15 protein-coding genes and 1 tRNA gene are annotated in these 15,780 nt (G+C 63.2%); 10 read left to right on the top strand and 6 right to left on the bottom strand.

Going from position 1 to position 15,780, the window contains the following annotated elements; all coding sequences use genetic code 11:
* Positions 1 to 87: 87 nt before the first annotated feature.
* Positions 88 to 1,206 (top strand): alpha/beta hydrolase, encoded by a 1,119-nt coding sequence (locus tag B015_RS0110325; protein WP_051091901.1) that lies wholly within the window; start codon positions 88 to 90, stop codon positions 1,204 to 1,206.
* Between the two features lie 167 nt (positions 1,207 to 1,373).
* On the opposite strand, the gene B015_RS0110320 is transcribed toward B015_RS0110325, so the two are convergent.
* A complete protein-coding gene (locus B015_RS0110320; protein WP_040456137.1) occupies positions 1,374 to 1,760 on the bottom strand; it encodes a DUF6678 family protein in 387 nt (128 codons plus the stop codon).
* 158 nt (positions 1,761 to 1,918) lie between these two features.
* Here B015_RS0110320 and B015_RS0110315 point away from each other — a divergent pair, with 158 nt between their 5' ends.
* Positions 1,919 to 2,515: a DUF1629 domain-containing protein gene (locus B015_RS0110315; protein ID WP_018427612.1), complete on the top strand. Its 597-nt coding sequence runs from the start codon at positions 1,919 to 1,921 to the stop codon at positions 2,513 to 2,515.
* A 37-nt stretch (positions 2,516 to 2,552) separates the two neighbouring features.
* Here the strand turns inward: B015_RS0110315 and ade are convergent, their stop codons facing one another.
* A complete protein-coding gene (ade, locus tag B015_RS0110310; protein ID WP_018427611.1) occupies positions 2,553 to 4,364 on the bottom strand; it encodes an adenine deaminase in 1,812 nt (603 codons plus the stop codon).
* 153 nt (positions 4,365 to 4,517) lie between these two features.
* On the opposite strand from ade, the gene B015_RS0110305 reads away from it, so the two are divergent.
* The 6 genes from B015_RS0110305 to B015_RS0110280 all read left to right on the top strand — a co-directional run bounded on the left by B015_RS0110305 (position 4,518) and on the right by B015_RS0110280 (position 12,069).
* Entirely contained in the window at positions 4,518 to 6,329 is a 1,812-nt protein-coding gene (locus B015_RS0110305; RefSeq protein WP_018427610.1) for a sensor histidine kinase, read from the top strand.
* Positions 6,326 to 7,681 carry a sigma-54 dependent transcriptional regulator gene (locus B015_RS0110300; RefSeq protein WP_018427609.1) on the top strand — a complete coding sequence of 452 codons (1,356 nt, stop codon included), beginning with the start codon at positions 6,326 to 6,328 and terminating at the stop codon, positions 7,679 to 7,681. The genes B015_RS0110305 and B015_RS0110300 overlap by 4 nt, the downstream gene beginning before the upstream one ends.
* 215 nt (positions 7,682 to 7,896) lie before the next feature.
* A complete protein-coding gene (locus B015_RS0110295) occupies positions 7,897 to 8,874 on the top strand; it encodes a tripartite tricarboxylate transporter substrate-binding protein (protein ID WP_026227123.1) in 978 nt (325 codons plus the stop codon).
* A 177-nt stretch (positions 8,875 to 9,051) separates the two neighbouring features.
* Positions 9,052 to 9,513, top strand: coding sequence for a tripartite tricarboxylate transporter TctB family protein (locus B015_RS0110290; protein ID WP_018427607.1), 462 nt, complete (start codon positions 9,052 to 9,054; stop codon positions 9,511 to 9,513).
* 13 nt (positions 9,514 to 9,526) lie between these two features.
* A complete protein-coding gene (locus B015_RS0110285; protein ID WP_018427606.1) occupies positions 9,527 to 11,038 on the top strand; it encodes a tripartite tricarboxylate transporter permease in 1,512 nt (503 codons plus the stop codon).
* Positions 11,039 to 11,217: 179 nt separating this feature from the next.
* The gene (locus B015_RS0110280) at positions 11,218 to 12,069 is read left to right on the top strand and encodes an alpha/beta fold hydrolase (protein ID WP_026227122.1); all 852 of its coding nucleotides are present in this window, start codon (positions 11,218 to 11,220) and stop codon (positions 12,067 to 12,069) included.
* A 95-nt stretch (positions 12,070 to 12,164) separates the two neighbouring features.
* Here B015_RS0110280 and B015_RS0110275 read toward each other — a convergent pair whose 3' ends face one another.
* Positions 12,165 to 12,683, bottom strand: a complete 519-nt coding sequence (locus B015_RS0110275; RefSeq protein ID WP_018427604.1) for a pyridoxamine 5'-phosphate oxidase family protein — start codon at positions 12,681 to 12,683, stop codon at positions 12,165 to 12,167.
* A gap of 130 nt (positions 12,684 to 12,813) precedes the next feature.
* Between B015_RS0110275 and B015_RS33240 the strand changes: the two genes are divergently transcribed.
* Positions 12,814 to 13,014 (top strand): hypothetical protein, encoded by a 201-nt coding sequence (locus B015_RS33240; RefSeq protein ID WP_157632709.1) that lies wholly within the window; start codon positions 12,814 to 12,816, stop codon positions 13,012 to 13,014.
* 87 nt (positions 13,015 to 13,101) lie between these two features.
* On the opposite strand, the gene B015_RS0110265 is transcribed toward B015_RS33240, so the two are convergent.
* Positions 13,102 to 13,186: transfer RNA gene (locus tag B015_RS0110265), tRNA-Leu, on the bottom strand.
* A 507-nt stretch (positions 13,187 to 13,693) separates the two neighbouring features.
* Between B015_RS0110265 and B015_RS0110255 the strand changes: the two genes are divergently transcribed.
* A complete protein-coding gene (locus tag B015_RS0110255; protein WP_026227120.1) occupies positions 13,694 to 13,933 on the top strand; it encodes a DUF2188 domain-containing protein in 240 nt (79 codons plus the stop codon).
* A 96-nt stretch (positions 13,934 to 14,029) separates the two neighbouring features.
* On the opposite strand, the gene B015_RS0110250 is transcribed toward B015_RS0110255, so the two are convergent.
* Positions 14,030 to 15,001: an alpha/beta fold hydrolase gene (locus B015_RS0110250; protein WP_018427600.1), complete on the bottom strand. Its 972-nt coding sequence runs from the start codon at positions 14,999 to 15,001 to the stop codon at positions 14,030 to 14,032.
* A gap of 127 nt (positions 15,002 to 15,128) precedes the next feature.
* Positions 15,129 to 15,758: an NAD(P)H:quinone oxidoreductase type IV gene (gene wrbA, locus B015_RS0110245; protein ID WP_018427599.1), complete on the bottom strand. Its 630-nt coding sequence runs from the start codon at positions 15,756 to 15,758 to the stop codon at positions 15,129 to 15,131.
* Positions 15,759 to 15,780 lie beyond the last annotated feature (22 nt).

Here is a 15,780-nt window from a genome sequence, read left to right as displayed (position 1 = left end):
ACACTCGGCAGCGGACTGATCGCAAGTATCGCCTTTTCGACTGGACCCGACTTACTTCCGCCACTATCAGCCAGTCGGGAGGAAGGCATGCTGAACGCCTTGCCCGTCAGAAAGAATTTAAAAGTGTCGCCTTCGAAGATCTGCCTCGTGCTTGCCGCCCTCCTGTTGTCCGGTTGCATCAACCAGCCGTCGGGAGAGCTTTTGACCGGAGCGGTCGTCAACGTGCCGGTGACCGAGATCGCCGGCAACCATGCGATCTTCGTCGCCTCGACGCGTGAGCGCGCTTCCGACGACAAGCAGGTGTTCGACCGTGGCCGTTCCTCGACACTGAACTATGCCCGCGTCGACGTGACCGTGCCGAAGGTTCATCGCACCGGCCAGATCGAGCTGCGCAAGCGCGGCAAGGATGCGGACCCGACGAAGTTCTTCACTGCCACCAACGCGGTAGGCTTCCAGACGCAGCCTGAGTTCTCGCAGGCCTTGAGCGCCGACATCGCCGCCCGCGGCGGTCGCGCCATGCTGTTCATCCACGGCTACAACACCTCTTTCGACGCGGCCGTCTACCGCGCCACCCAGATCGCCCACGACAGCGGCTACACCGGCACCCCGGTGCTGTTCTCCTGGGCTTCGGGCGGCTCCACGACCGATTATGTCTATGACAAGGAAAGTGCTGCCGCCGCGCGCGACCAGCTCGAGGTGACGCTGCGCATGCTCGCCCAGTCAGGCGCGCGCCGCATCGACATCGTGGCGCATTCAATGGGCACGTGGGTTACCATGGAAGCGCTGCGTCAGCTGGCGCTGACCGGCGACCGCGACCTCGGCGGCAAGCTCGGCGACGTGGTTCTAGCCTCCCCCGACATCGATGTCGACGTGTTCAAGGCGCAGATGCGCCGTTACGGCAAGCCGACCAAGCCGTTCTTCCTGATGACCTCGGGCGACGACCGCGCGCTCAAGCTGTCAGGCATCATAGCCGGCTCCAAGCCGCGCCTCGGCGACTACAAGAACGCCGCCGACCTGGCCGAGTACGGCGTCATCGTCGTCGACCTGTCGGATGCGAAGGGTGCGGACAGCTTCAACCACACCAAATTCGCCGACAACCCGGAAATGGTGAAGCTTTTGGGCCAGCGCCTGCGCGCCGACGACGGCTTCGCCAGCGACCGCGACGTCACCGACCGCATCAAGATGCTCAGTGGTGGGCTGCTCTAGCCTGATCGAACTCCTGACGCCAATCATCAGCACGATGCAGTTCCGCGTCGGCGATTGGTGCGCCTGCCCATGACCGCAGGCGCATTTGACGATCGTTTGCGGGACTAGGAGCCGAAGAGATCTTCGGCTGCAGGGGTGTGGCCGAAAACAACAAAAAAGCCATCCTCTTACTTGAACGGGATGCGCAAGCTGGCCAGCAAGCAGCGTAGCTGCGCCGCACAGTCCTCGATGCGAGGCGGCAACAGTCGGCCAACCTCAACGCGAACCCTGGGCGCAACCTTCAGCCATTCTATCGACAATCCCATCGCGCCTTCAGGCGTCCTCGCCCAATCACCATGGTAACCAGGGGCGAAGTCAAGCACCTCAGGACGAAGTACGTCTGAAGTTACCCGCTTCTCTTGATAGGGCGGAGCGAACGGAAGCTGTTCAACCACCGCCGAGCAGAGCGCCCGCCACTTGTGGTCGTTCATGTGAGAAGTCAGCCCGCGCTCATAGACGACGCGACGAACAGCCTTGACATTGTGGTCGTAGGGAAAACCGACATAGAAAAACATCTTGCCACCTCTGGTGATACGCTCAGCCCACACTGAATATCCATGGCCGCCGGCAATCCCCGAGCTGAAATTATAACCAGACCTCTTGGCATGTTAAAAATACCTTGTGACGCATTCTTCCTTTCAGCAGTGGGATATCGATTTTTGAGGAACTGAGTATGGTCTATTTTCTCAGCCACAAGGGCAGCGATCTTTACAGTTACATTTACCGCGCCCTGGACGGCGACATCGAGAAGATACGACCTGTCGACATCACCAGAGACGACGGCATTCGAATTAGACCTGGTTACTCGTATTACGGCCGGCCGTTCGAGGCGACTTACATCCCCACGAAAATCGAACTCACCGGGCCGAAGCGGCCGGTTCTGGATCTTTACGACGCCTTCGGCCTGTCGGTCAGCGCCAAGGTCAAAGACGTCATCGAGCGCTTCGAACCTGGCGTCCACCAGTTCTTTCCCATCCAGTTCTTGTGGACGGACGGCCAACTTGCCGCCGACCGCTTCTGGTTCGTTCCCTGCAACCGCCTCGACACAGTCGACCGTGCCAAGACCACGTTCGAGTTTCGCAATCTCTGGTACCTCGACGGCAGCAAGAAGGAACTGGTCTTCAATCGGTCGCAGATCGGCAACCATCATGTCTGGATCGACAAGTTCATCGTCATGCCAACGCCGGCGATCAGCGAGGCGCTGAAGGATGCTCTCGATGCGGCCGGCGTCACCGGCGCGCATTACCAGCATTTTGCGGAGACGGACTGATGGCGCTGGCAGGCGTCTGCCGTTCTCTTGTGAATGCTCAGACGAACAGGTCGACCTTCTCGAAGGTCCTGACATCGACCAGGCCGACGTCGGAAATGCGCAGTTCGGGGATCACCACCAGCGCCAGCAGCGAGTGTTGCATATAGGCATTGTTGAGGCTGCAGCCCATGTCGCGCATCGCCTGAACCAGCCTGTCGGCCTTGGCGGCGACAATCTCGGCGCGCTCGTCGGACATCAGGCCGGCTATCGGCATCTCGACCAGCGCCAGTTCCTTGCCTTCCGAGAACAGCACCACGCCGCCGCCGACCTGCCCGAGCCGATTGGCCGCCAGCGCCATGTCGGCCTTATTGGTGCCGACGACGATCATGTGGTGGCTGTCATGGGCGACCGTGGAAGCCAGCGCGCAGTCCTTCATATAGCCGAAGCCGGAGACGAAGGCGTTGGTCACCTGCCCCGTGGCGCGGTGGCGCTCGACGAGGGCGATCTGGCAGACGTCGTTGCGGCGGTCCATGCGGACAAGCCCGTCCTCGACCGGCAGGTCGGCCTCCAGCGCGCGGGTCGGCGCCTGGTTCTCGATCACGCCGATGACGCGCACCCTGACCTCGTTTGCGCCCTCTGGGGCTTTGATGTCGAAATCGCTGGCGCCAAGCTGCTTGCCGAGCTTGACCGTATTCTTGGCCTCGGCCGGATAGGCATAAGCGGGAATATCGACTTCCAGCTTGCCGGCTTTGGCCAGCCGCACGCCGCGGGCGAAGACTTCGTCGATCTTGAGTTCTGCGAGGTCCGAGACGATCAGCACGTCGGCGAGCCGGCCCGGTGCAATCGAGCCAACCTCGCGCTCCAGGCGGAAATGCTGGGCGGTGTTGATCGTCGCCATCTGGATCGCCGTCACCGGCTTCAACCCCTGCTGGATGGCATGGCGGACGACGCGATCCATGTGCCCGTCATGCACCAGCGTGCCGGAATGGCTGTCGTCGGTGCAGAGGATGAAGTTCCTGGGGTCGATGCCCATCTCGGTGACCGCCTTGATCTGGCTGGCAACGTCGTACCAGGCCGAGCCCAGGCGGAGCATCGCCTTCATGCCCTGGCGGACACGGGCGATGGCGTCCTCGGCGCGAGTGCCCTCGTGGTCGTCCTCCGGGCCACCGGCGACGTAGCCGTGGAACGGCAAGCCGAGGTCAGGCGAGGCATAGTGGCCGCCGACGGTCTTGCCAGCCTTCACCGTCTCGGCGATCTCACCCGACATAACAGGGTTGTTGGCGGCGACGCCCGGGAAATTCATGACCTCGCCCAGGCCGATGATGTTTTCCCAGGTCATCGCCTCGGCGACGTCCTCAACGGTCAGCACCGCACCGGCATTCTCCAGTCCCGGCGCCGACGGCACGCAGGACGGCATCTGCACGTGCACGTTGATAGGCATGGCCAACGCCTCGTCATGCATCAGCCGCACGCCTTGTAGGCCGAGCACATTGGCGATCTCGTGCGGATCGACGAACATCGAGGTGGTGCCATGCGGAATGACCGCGCGCGAGAACTCCGTGACGGTGACCATGCCGCTTTCGACATGCATATGCGCATCGCACAGGCCGGGCACGAGGTAGCGTCCACCGGCATCGACGACCTTGGTGCCTTCGCCGATGGTGTGGCTGGCATTCGGCCCGCAATAGGCGAAGCGGCCGGCTGTGATGGCAAGGTCTGTACCGGGTATGATCTCGCCCGAATGCACATTCACCCAGCGGCCGTTGCGAATGACGAGATCGGCCGGCTTGCGGCCCATGGCGACGTCGACCAGCTGAGGTGCGGTCTCGGTCCACGGGCGCGGCTTGGCGAAGGGCGACTGTTTGGGCATTGCAAGGAATCCTGTGCTCTTTCAATGCGACTGTAACGAAAGCCACGACGGAAAACAGGGCCTTGGTTGTGCGGCATGGCCGCACCGGTATACTTGGCGGCTCGAACGGGTTCAGGCCGCGTCATGCAGCATTTTCTTTACGGTCGTCGCTGGATGTGGCCGGGGCTAGCCCTGGCAGCGCTGGCGCTTGCGATCGTTGTGCTGGGCGGACGGCTTGCCACGCGCGCCTATATGGACGAGGCTGAAGCGCGCGGCCAGACCACGCTCCGGCTTGCCGTCTCCGCACTGACGGGCCAGATCAGCCGCTACAAGGCGCTGCCGCAGTTGATCGCCGACAATGACGACATCCAGCTCATGCTCGCCTCGCCTGACGATCCTGCGCTGCGCGACGTCGCCAACCGCTACCTCAAATCGATCAACAGCCTGCTCGAATCGTCCGACATCTACGTCATCAAACCGGGCGGCGACACGATCGCGGCCAGCAACTACGATCTGCCCACCACTTTCGTCGGCGAGAACTATTCGTATCGGCCCTACTATCAGGATGCCATCCGCGGCGGGCTCGGGCGCTTCTTTGCACTCGGCGTCATGTCCAACATGCGCGGCTACTATTTCTCGGCGCCGGTAAAGCTCGGCGAGCGCGCCGCCGGCGTGGTGGTTCTCAAGGTGCATATCGAGGAGATCGAGGCCTCGTGGCGCGGGGGCGACTTCGAACTGACCGTCACCGACCCCGAAGGCATCATCTTCATGAGCAGCCGCCCTGGCTGGCTTTATTCAAGCATGAAGCCGCTGACGTCGGAAATGCTGGCGCGTACCACGGCCTCGCGGCGCTATTCCGATGCGGTGCTGCGCAACCTGCCCGTCTCCCGTTTCATGGCCGATGGCCGGGAGCTTCTGGCAATCTCTGAACGCGGCAACACACGCGAATTCCTCGAGGTCGCCGAAGAAATGCCCGAGGCCGGCTGGACGGTGCATGTGCTGGCCGACACAAGTTCCGCCCGCGCCCAGTCGCTGTCGGCGGTCGTGCTCGCCCTTCTTGCGCTTGGCCTTGCAGCCCTCGGCAGCGCCATCATCCTGCAGCGCCGGGCGCGGCTGGCCGAACGCATGCAGATGCAGCAATCGGCGCAGCAGGAATTGGAGCGCCGCGTCGACGAACGCACCGCCGACCTCGCATTGGTCAATACGCGGTTAGAGACCGAGGTCGCCGAGCGCCGCGCCACCGAACAGCAGCTGCGCCAGACCCAGGCCGACCTGATCCAGGCCGGCAAGCTCGCCGCACTCGGCCAGATGTCCGCAGCACTATCACACGAGTTCAACCAGCCGCTGGCGGCAGTGAAAACCTACGCCGACAATGCCGCGATCCTGATCGACCGCGAGCGCGTCGCCGAGGCGCGCGACAATGTCTCGCGCATTTCGAGCCTGACCGATCGCATGGCCTCGATCAGCAAGCATCTCAGGAACTTCGCCCGCAAGCCGAACCAGAAGCTCGGCGCAGTGTCGCTGCAGGAGGTGGTCCACGACACCCAGGAGATCGTCGCCTGGCGCCTCAAGGCGGCGGACGCGACGCTGTCGGTCGACCTTGGCCCAACGCCGCTGACGGTAAAGGCAGGCGCGGTGCGCCTGCAGCAGGTCCTGGTCAATATCGTCACCAACGCTGCCGACGCGGTGGAAGGCCTGCCCGACCGCCGCATCGAACTCGTGGCGCGACGCAAGGCCGGCAAGGTGACCATCACAGTGCGCGACCATGGCCCCGGCGTGCCCAAGGCGATTGCCGAACGCATCTTCGATCCATTCTTCTCGACCAAGGGCGTGGGCAAGGGCCTTGGCCTTGGTCTTTCGATTTCATACAATATCATCAAGGACTTCGGTGGGAGTCTTGGCGTCTTGAATCATCCTGAAGGCGGAGCCTTGTTCACAATCGACCTCGATGCGATGCGCTCCGCCATGCGCGAGGCGGCCGAATGAGGCCGCCTGTCGTGCTGCTCGTCGACGACGAGGACGAGTTGCGCCGCTCGACGGCACAGTCGCTCGACCTTGCCGGCCTCGTCGTCCAGGACAGCGCCAGCGCCGAACGCGCCCTCGACTTCATCACGCAAGGGTTCTACGGCGTCGTCGTCTCCGACATCCGCATGCCCGGCATGGACGGCATGACGCTGATGAACCGCATCCACGAGGTCGATGCCGATATTCCCGTCATCCTTGTCACCGGCCATGGCGACGTCCAGCTTGCCGTGCGTGCCATGCGCGAGGGCGCCTACGATTTCGTCGAAAAGCCGTTCACCTCGCAGCACCTCGCCGAAATGGCAACACGCGCCATCGACCGGCGCAGGCTTGTGCTGGAAAACCGGCAACTGCGCGCCGCCGCCGGCAAGAACGACGACATCGAGGCGCGCCTGCCCGGCCGCAGCCAGATTATGGTCGAGTTGCGCTACAAGCTGCGCGCCATCGCCGCGACAGATGCCGACGCGCTCATCATCGGAGACACCGGCACGGGCAAGGAAGTGGCGGCGCGCGCGCTGCACGACATCAGCAGCCGCGCGACAAAACCTTTCGTCGCTATCAACTGCGCCGCCCTTCCGGCCACGCTGATCGAGAGCGAGTTGTTCGGCCACGAGGCCGGCGCGTTTCCAGGCGCGCTCAGGCCGCGCTACGGCAAATTCGAACATGCCCGCGGTGGCACGGTGCTGCTCGACGAAATCAGCTCGATGCCAGCAGATCTCCAGGCCAAGCTTCTGCGCGTCATCCAGGACCGCGTCATCTATCGGCTGGGCTCCAATGAGCCGATCCCGCTCGATGTGCGCTTCATCGCCACCAGCAAGGTCGATCTCGACGCCGAGGTCGGCGCTGGGCGTTTCCGCGCCGACCTGCTCTACCGCCTCAATGTGGTGACGCTGCGCATGCCGGCGCTCGCGGCGCGGCGCGAGGACGTGCCGCTGCTGTTTCTGCAACTGGTGCGCGAGGCCGCCGGCCGCTACCGCCGCGACGACGCCGAGGTGCCGCCGCGCGTGGTGGCCGACATCATCAGGCTCGACTGGCCCGGCAACGTGCGCGAACTGCGCAACGCCGCCGACCGCTTCATCCTCGGCCTCGGTCTGCAATCGGCCGACGACAATCTTGCCGAAGGCGACGAAAAGCTGGCCGAGCGCGTCGCCGGCTTCGAAAAGAACATCATATCGGCAGCCCTTGTGGCCCATGGCGGCAGCCTCAAGCCGGTCTATGAGCAGCTCGGAATCTCGCGCAAGACACTCTACGAGAAGATGCTGCGCTACGGCCTCGACAAGAATCGCATCGGCCTGGTAGACGCATCGGAGGACTAGTCCGGCGCCTTTGTGTGGAATTCCACACACGCCAAAAGGCCGATGTTACCTTTTCCACCCATCGCAACAACCTGGGCCACATTTTAGCCGACAATCGGACGGCGGCGGCGTTGCGGATCGCCGGCCCCTGCCGCCCTATCGGTTGATCCAACGCCGGCCCCGGAGGAGCTGTGGTCCCGGCGGAGGTCAAGTTCCGATACCTTTGGGAGGACACCGTGAAGAAATTTATCGCCTCGCTGGCGACGGCCGCTGCTGTTGCCATTTTCCCGCTTGCCGCTGACGCTGCCGGCTACCCCGAGCGCACCATCACCGTCGTCGTGCCTTTCGCCGCCGGCGGCCCGACCGACACCGTCACCCGTCTCGTCGCCGAATCCATGTCCAAGGATCTTGGCCAGCAGGTCATCGTCGAGAACGTCGGCGGCGCCGGCGGAACGCTGGGCGCGGGCCGTGTCGCCTCGGCCGATCCGGACGGCTACACGCTGCTGCTCCACCACATCGGCATGGCCACATCAGCCACGCTCTACCGCAAGCTCGCCTACGACACGCTGAACGCCTTCGAATATGTCGGCCTCGTCACCGAAGTGCCGATGACCATCGTTGCCCGCAAGGACCTCGAGGCAACCGACCTCAAGGGTCTGGTCGACTACGCCAAGGCCAACAAGGACAAGGTCACCGTCGCCAATGCCGGCATCGGTGCGGCCTCGCATCTGTGCGGCATGCTGTTCATGAGCTCCATCGGCACGCCGCTGGTCACCGTTCCCTATAAGGGCACCGGCCCTGCCATGACCGACCTGCTCGGCGGCCAGGTCGACATCATGTGCGACCAGACCACCAACACCACCAAGCAGATCCAGGGCGGCACCATCAAGGCCTATGCCGTGACCTCGCCTGCCCGCCTCAGCGTCCTGCCCGACGTGCCGACCACCAAGGAAGGCGGCCTCGAAGGCATGGAAGTCGGCATCTGGCACGGCGTCTATGCCCCCAAGGGCACGCCGGCAGAAGTGACCGAACGCCTGTCGCAGTCGCTGCAGAAGGCCCTCAAGGACCCGAATGTGATTGCCCGCTTCGCCGAACTCGGCACCGTGCCATCGTCGGACGCCGACGCAACGCCTGCCGCGCTGAAGGCCAAGCTCGAAGGCGAAATCGCCCGCTGGAAGCCGATTATCGAGGCCGCCGGCCAGTACGCCGACTGAGGCAAATGACGGCCGGGCGGGCACTCCACCCACCCGGCCTCCGCCTCGCTTAACCAACATGTCCTCAAAGAGAGAGCAGGCCTGAAACGGCAGTGCCTCCGTCTTCTCCCCAACAGGAGCAGATCGCCGCGTAGCGGCCAGCGAGCGCATGCCGCCTTGGAGCCTCCAGAGGGAACCATGAACAAGCTTTCCATAGATCCAACCAACGGTGCCTGCGGTGCGCTGCTTGCAGCCACCGGCGCCTTCTTCGCCATCCAAGCGCTCGGGCTCGAGCTCGGTACGTCGCTGCGCATGGGTCCAGGCTACTTCCCGCTAGTGCTGTCGCTGGTGCTGGTGGCCCTCGGCCTCGTCATCATCGTCCAGGCGACCCGCGTCGATGGCGAGCCGATCGGCCCGATCGCCTGGCGCGGCATGGCCTTCATCCTGCCCGCGCCGATCTTCTTCGGGCTCACCGTGCGCGGCCTCGGCTTCGTGCCGTCGCTGTTCTTCACCTGCCTGATCGCGGCTTTCGCCTCGACGCGCATGAAGCCGCTGCCGGCACTGGTACTGGCTGCGGCGGTCACGCTGTTCTCGGTGGTGGTGTTCAGCTACGCGCTTGGCCTGCCGTTCCAGCGTTTCGGCCCGTGGCTGCGGTTCTAAGGGGGATGATCTGATGGAACTCTTCAGTAATCTCGCGCTCGGCTTCGCTACCGCGTCGACCATCTACAATCTCGGCTTCTGCCTCATCGGCGTGCTGCTCGGCACCCTCATCGGCGTTCTGCCCGGCATCGGCGCCACCGCCACCATCGCCATGCTGTTGCCGATCACCTTCCAGATCGGCGACCCGGTGTCGTCGCTGATCATGCTCGCCGGCATCTATTACGGCGCGCAATATGGCGGCTCGACCACCGCCATCCTCATCAACATGCCCGGCGAATCATCTTCGGCGGTGACAGCCATCGACGGCTACCAGATGGCCCGCAAGGGCCGTGCGGGTGCGGCCCTTGCCATTGCCGCCATCGGCTCGTTCTTTGCCGGCACGGTGTCGACCTTCCTCGTTGCCGTCTTCGCCCCGCCGCTGACCTCGATCGCGCTGCAATTCGGTGCCGCCGAATATTTCTCGCTGATGGTCGTCGGTCTCGTCTCTTCCATCGCGCTTGCGCACGGCTCCATCGTCAAGGCGCTGGCCATGGTCGTACTCGGGCTGCTGCTCGGCCTCGTCGGCACCGATATCTACACCGGCACGCCACGCTTCACTTTAGGCATCCGCGAATATGCCGACGGGCTCAATTTCGTTGCGGTCGCAGTCGGCGTCTTCGGCATCGCCGAAATCCTGCGCAACCTCGAAAGCGAAAAGACCCGTGAGGTGCTGATGGCCAAGGTCACCGGCCTGATGCCGACGCGCGAGGACTTCAAGGCCATGGCAGCCCCTATCGTGCGCGGTACCGTCATCGGCTCGGCTCTCGGCATTCTGCCGGGCGGCGGCGCGATCCTTGCAGCCTTTGCCTCCTACACGGTGGAAAAGCGCGTCTCCAAGAACCCCGAAGAGTTCGGCAAGGGAGCGATTGCCGGTGTCGCCGGTCCGGAATCGGCCAACAATGCCGGTGCGCAGACCTCGTTCATCCCGATGCTGACGCTCGGCATTCCGGCCAACCCGGTTATGGCGCTGATGATCGGCGCGATGATCATCCAGGGCATCGTGCCCGGCCCCAATGTTGCCGTCGAGCAGCCCGCGCTGTTCTGGGGCATCATCGCCTCGATGTGGATCGGCAACCTGATGCTGATCGTGCTCAACCTGCCGCTGATCGGGCTGTGGGTGAAGCTTCTGACCGTCCCCTATTACATTCTGTTCCCGATCATCATGGCTTTCTGTGCCATCGGCGTCTACAGCGTCAATTCCAACGTCTACGACCTCTATGCCGTCGCCTTCTTCGGCCTGATCGGCTACGCGCTGGTCAAGCTGCGTTGCGAACCGGCGCCGCTGCTGCTCGGCTTCGTGCTTGGGCCGCTGCTCGAGGAAAACCTGCGCCGGGCCATGATCCTATCGCGCGGCGATGCCACCACCTTCATCACTCGGCCGATCAGCGCGCTTCTGCTCGCGATTGCCGCCCTGGTGCTGATCGTGGTGCTGTTGCCGGCGGTGCGAAAGAAGCGCGACGAGGTCTTTGTCGAAGAAGACGCCTGACACCGTCGCCTACAAACTGGCTGAACCGACGGGCGGAGCTTTTTCCGCCCGTCAGCTTTTCGGGGACCTGCTAAGGGACAGTTGCGCCAAATCGTCCTCAGCTAATTTTAGGCTCTGTTGCCCGCCGCTTGCCTTTTTCCGCCGTTAGTCATGTCGCCGCCCACCTTGCGGAGACGGCTATGCGTGCGTTGTGGATTGCGTTGACGTTGGCGTTTCTGGTTGCGCTGCCCAACGCGCCGGCATTCACTGAAGAACGCTGGCAAACCCTGCCCGAACCTGCGCAGATGCCGGTGGCCGACGAAAGTGGCTATGCCCAAGTCAACGGCATCGACATGTATTACGCGATCTACGGCACCGGCGATCCTGTCCTGCTCATCCATGGCGGCCTCAGCCACGCCGACATCTGGGCTGGCCAGGTCGAGGCCCTGTCCAAGACGCACAAGGTGATCGTCGCCGACAGCCGCGGCCATGGCCGCTCAAGCCGCGGCAACAAGCCCTTCGGCTACGACCTGATGGCATCTGACTATGTCGCCCTGCTCGACCATCTCGGCATCGGCAGGACCGCACTTGTCGGCTGGGACGACGGCGGCATCATCGGCCTCGACATCGCCATGAAGCATCCCGAGCGCCTGACCCGGCTCTATGCCCAAGCCGCCAACGTCACGCCCGATGGCGTCGACCCCGACATGCTCGATAACAAGACCTTCGCCGCCTATATCGAACGCTCCGGCGAGGATTACGCGCGGATGTCGAAGACACCGGACGAATATGACAACTTCGTCGCCCAGATCAGCCACATGTGGAAGAGCCAGCCCAACTGGTCCAGGGAGGATCTGGCCCGGATCACCGTGCCCACGGCAATCGTCTCAGGCGACCATGACGAAGCGGTCAAGCGCGAGCACACCGAATACATCGCGTCGGTCATTCCGGGCGCCAAGCTGATCATTCTTGCCAATGCCAGCCACTTCGCCATGCTGCAGGACCCCGATGGCTACAACAGATCGGTGCTCGGCTTCATTGACCAGAAATAGCCTGCGGTAGCTGACTATCACCTGGCACAAAGCGCGACCTGTTCGCGACCCACTTTCCATCGACGTCGCAGGACATCGCCAAGGTTCAAGAGCCGCTATTCGTCGACGGATTGCCGGCCGCTGAGGCTTTCGATGTGGATGCGGAAGAAGATGGATTGGCCGCCGCCACCCTGGTCGAACGGTTTGAGCCCGCCCGGCTCCCACCAGTTGGCGTGCTTTTCCAGCAGCGACCAGGCATGCTCGCGCGCGTGCTTTGAGCCGATACGGTCGGGCAATTCCTCGTAGCGACCGCTCACCACGACACTGCGCCAGCCACGGTCGCCATCGCGACGGTCCGCCTGCAGGCAGACATTGGGGTTTTCACGCATCCAGTCGATCTTCTGGCCCTGCACCGAAAAGGCGTACAGGCTGCCGTCGGCATAGGCAAAGTGGATGGGCACAACGTAAGGACGAGTGTCCTTGCAGCAGGCCAGCCGGCCGAGCCTGCCCATGGTCAGCAGTTCAACGCATTCCTGCCGCGACATTTCCTTGATGATCATCGGCCGTACTCCCTTGCCGCTCTGTATCTGGTGCAGGGTGACATAGAGCGCCATCGGCGCATTGACACCGATCAAACCTGTGTCAGCCAAACGCAAGGCGGCGAACCGCGAGGCTCGCCGTCATTCATCGCCTGCGCGAGAACAAATCGTGTATGGAGAGCCAAGGCGGCCGAGTCGCGGCGCGATGAACATGACGGATACTCAGATGGCAATCAGGTTCACTGAAAAGGCTGCGCCGGCAGCAGCAAAATCGGCATCGGCCAAGGCGGCGCCATCGGTTGCCCTGCAGGGGGCAGAAACGAAGGACGCCGGCAAGAAACCTGTGAAGAGGACGCCTTCTCGCAAGGCGCCGAAATCGGGCGAACCAACACCATCACCGTTGCTCGATTTCAACGACGCGAAATAGCTGACAGCGCGTGCCGGGACTTTGGCTATTGCCCGGATGCGCTGGCTGTGACGTATTCTGCCCGTGGCAGTTCCACGTCCGTGGACATGGTGCGGACGGCGGGGATCGAACCCGCATAGCCGAGGCTGAGGGATTTTAAGTCCCTTGCGTCTACCAGTTCCGCCACGTCCGCGCGCCTTTGTATTCAATTACTTATGGGGGCCCGTCAACCTGCGTTGTGCAAGTCGTGCGACAGGTTGTGCAAAAACCCTCAGTGAGGCCGCCGCGCCGGTCTCCTTCACCTCAGTTGCAAAATTACCACTTCGGCGCGCTTTTCGCTGGGTAAAAATGCACCGGCAAATTGCAGAGCGCTACGCCACGCCATACAACTTGACCGGGTGGGAGTAAGAGGGGAGTTGCGTATGCAGTACAATTGGGAACGTGCGCCGCATTTCTGGGAAAAGCACCCCAGCGCCTGGTTCGGTCTTGCCGCCGCCATCTGCGGGGTCTTCGTGGTCTTCTCCATCGTCCCGCTCTGACCGAAACAGGCCCGATTTTCCTCAACGCCGATGCAACGAATTGTCGGTCCCAGCGTTGATGGGCATGCCCTTCCGGACGGGTGTTGGTGCCGGCGCTGTTGGCGTCGCCTGAAGCCTGCCAAGCCCCGCATCGCGAGAGCACTGTCTTCAGAGGGATGACGATGGCAAAGCTCGTCTATGAAATAGTCCAGCACGACAGCGGCTGGGCCTACAAGGTCGGCGGTACCTTTTCAGAGACCTTTCCGACCCATGAAGCCGCATTGCGCGCGGCCGAAACTGCCGCCGCCGAACAGCGCGTCGCCGGCGCGACCGATGGCATCCAGTATGAGGATTCGGACGGCCAATGGCACGACGAAGTCGCCAAGGGCGACGATCGGCCGGAAACCGAAATCTCCGACTGACGCATCGACCTGGAAGCGGGCTTGGCTGTAGATTCAAGCACCTGGAGCAGACTTTGCACATCCGTGCTGACGCATGGCTCCGCCTAGGCCACTGTTTCAGACCACGGCGAAGGCCCGCGCGGCGATCCGCCTGATGAAGGTGTCGACGCGCTGCGGCTCGATGAATTGCGGCATGTGGCCCAGCCCGTCGACAAGTTCAAGCTCGAGATTGCCGATGCGGCCGACCAGCGGCTCGGCGTTGAGACGATAGTCGATCACCCGATCCGCCGTGCCGAACAGTACGCCCACGGGCATCTTCAGTTCCTCATAGCGGGCTTCAAGGCTCGCGAGATCCTGCTCGATCGCCACCAGGTCGGAAGACGTCGCATAGATATGGCTCGGCCTGAGCCCGGCGAGGCCGCCGCCGCCGATGGCATAGTCCTTGGTCGGCTGCTGCGGCCCGAAAACAAAGGCCAGCGTCAACGGCGCATATTTGAGCGAGGTAGGCACCCAGATCGTGTTGGCGAGAAGATGCCTCAGCCAAGACGAACGCACATAGAGCGAGCGGAACTCGGGGCGCAGTTCGTCTTCGACATGAGTCAGCGGCGACAAAAGCGCCAATCCGGACATGCTGTCCGGATGGTCCAGCGCCAGCGCCAGGGCCACGGCACCGCCAAGCGAGTGGCCGACAATGAGCGGCCTTTCCAGCCCCTTGGCCGCGATGAAGTCGCGCACGAGCCTCGCCTGCTCTGTCAGGCTGCCCGAAAATTCTGCTGGCCGTGCCGAATAGCCGGACCCCGGCCTGTCGATTGCAACAAGGTGAAAGTCACCGCCGAGCCGGCCGAACAGGGTGTGGCGAAAGTGGTGAAGCTGGCCGCCGAGGCCGTGGAGGAACAGGATGGGACGGCCCTGCCCCTGTTCGACATAATGAATGCGGTGGCGGCCGAGAGCGAGGAATTGTCCCGAGGCAGGCACGGCGCGTTCGGCCTCGCCGGCGATGCGACGCGTCGCCAAAACGAAATAGCCGGCGGCGAATGCCGCAACCAGCACCGCAATCGTTCCGAACCAGAAGACAATAGAGCCAAGCACGACGAAGCATCCTGCGACAAAGCGATGCCAAGCTTAACCGCGGCGGAGATCAGGGCAAACCCCACGCCAACGCAAAACGGGCGGCCTTGCGACCGCCCGTTCCGAATAGCTGTACTATTTCAGTCTGTTATGCGACTTCCTTCGCTGCATTGGTGCCCTTGCCGTGCAGGCGAACGGTGATCTCGGCCACACGCTTGCCCTGGAAGTGAGCGCCTTCCAGCTCCTGGGCCGAAGGCTGACGCGAGCCGTCGCCATCGGAAGTGGTGGTCATGCCGTAAGGCGCGCCGCCACGGACCACGTCATTGCCCATCTGGCCCTGGTAGGCATAGGACAGCGGCACGATGACCATGCCGTGGTGCTGCAGGTGGATCTGGGCGTTGATGAGGGCGAGCTCGGCGCCGCCATGCTGGGTCGCGGTCGAAACCATAACCGAGCCGACCTTGTCGAGCAGAGCACCCTTGGCCCAGAGCGGGCCAGTCTGGTCGAGGAAGTTCTTCATCTGCGACGCCATCGTGCCGTAGCGGGTGGCGGTGCCGATGATGATGCCGTCATAGTCGGCCAGCTCAAGCGGATCGGCGATCGGCGCTTCCTGGTCGAGCTTGTAGTAGGCGGCCTTGGCAACGGCCTCGGGCACCAGCTCGGGAACGCGCTTGATGGTCACATCGGCGCCGCCAGCACGGGCACCCTCGGCAGCGGCCTTGGCCATCTGCTCCATGTGGCCCCAGCTCGAATAGTAGAGAACAAGAATCTTAGCCATTTCAAACTCCAGGGGAAAATCT

The sequence above is a fragment of the Hoeflea sp. 108 genome, assembly GCF_000372965.1.
In the GTDB taxonomy this organism is placed as follows: Bacteria; Pseudomonadota; Alphaproteobacteria; order Rhizobiales; family Rhizobiaceae; genus Aminobacter.
The sequence above is the reverse complement of the archived record's forward strand: the minus strand, read 5'-3'. Positions and strand labels throughout refer to the sequence as shown.

What these genes read in the sequence shown, in the direction of transcription:
- B015_RS0110325 (WP_051091901.1), top strand. Translation starts at nt 88, where the DNA reads ATGCTGAACGCCTTGCCCGTCAGAAAGAATTTAAAAGTGTCGCCTTCG.
- B015_RS0110320 (WP_040456137.1), bottom strand. Translation starts at nt 1,760, where the DNA reads ATGTTTTTCTATGTCGGTTTTCCCTACGACCACAATGTCAAGGCTGTT.
- B015_RS0110315 (WP_018427612.1), top strand. Translation starts at nt 1,919, where the DNA reads ATGGTCTATTTTCTCAGCCACAAGGGCAGCGATCTTTACAGTTACATT.
- ade (WP_018427611.1), bottom strand. Translation starts at nt 4,364, where the DNA reads ATGCCCAAACAGTCGCCCTTCGCCAAGCCGCGCCCGTGGACCGAGACC.
- B015_RS0110305 (WP_018427610.1), top strand. Translation starts at nt 4,518, where the DNA reads ATGTGGCCGGGGCTAGCCCTGGCAGCGCTGGCGCTTGCGATCGTTGTG.
- B015_RS0110300 (WP_018427609.1), top strand. Translation starts at nt 6,326, where the DNA reads ATGAGGCCGCCTGTCGTGCTGCTCGTCGACGACGAGGACGAGTTGCGC.
- B015_RS0110290 (WP_018427607.1), top strand. Translation starts at nt 9,052, where the DNA reads ATGAACAAGCTTTCCATAGATCCAACCAACGGTGCCTGCGGTGCGCTG.
- B015_RS0110285 (WP_018427606.1), top strand. Translation starts at nt 9,527, where the DNA reads ATGGAACTCTTCAGTAATCTCGCGCTCGGCTTCGCTACCGCGTCGACC.
- B015_RS0110280 (WP_026227122.1), top strand. Translation starts at nt 11,218, where the DNA reads ATGCGTGCGTTGTGGATTGCGTTGACGTTGGCGTTTCTGGTTGCGCTG.
- B015_RS33240 (WP_157632709.1), top strand. Translation starts at nt 12,814, where the DNA reads ATGGCAATCAGGTTCACTGAAAAGGCTGCGCCGGCAGCAGCAAAATCG.
- B015_RS0110255 (WP_026227120.1), top strand. Translation starts at nt 13,694, where the DNA reads ATGGCAAAGCTCGTCTATGAAATAGTCCAGCACGACAGCGGCTGGGCC.
- wrbA (WP_018427599.1), bottom strand. Translation starts at nt 15,758, where the DNA reads ATGGCTAAGATTCTTGTTCTCTACTATTCGAGCTGGGGCCACATGGAG.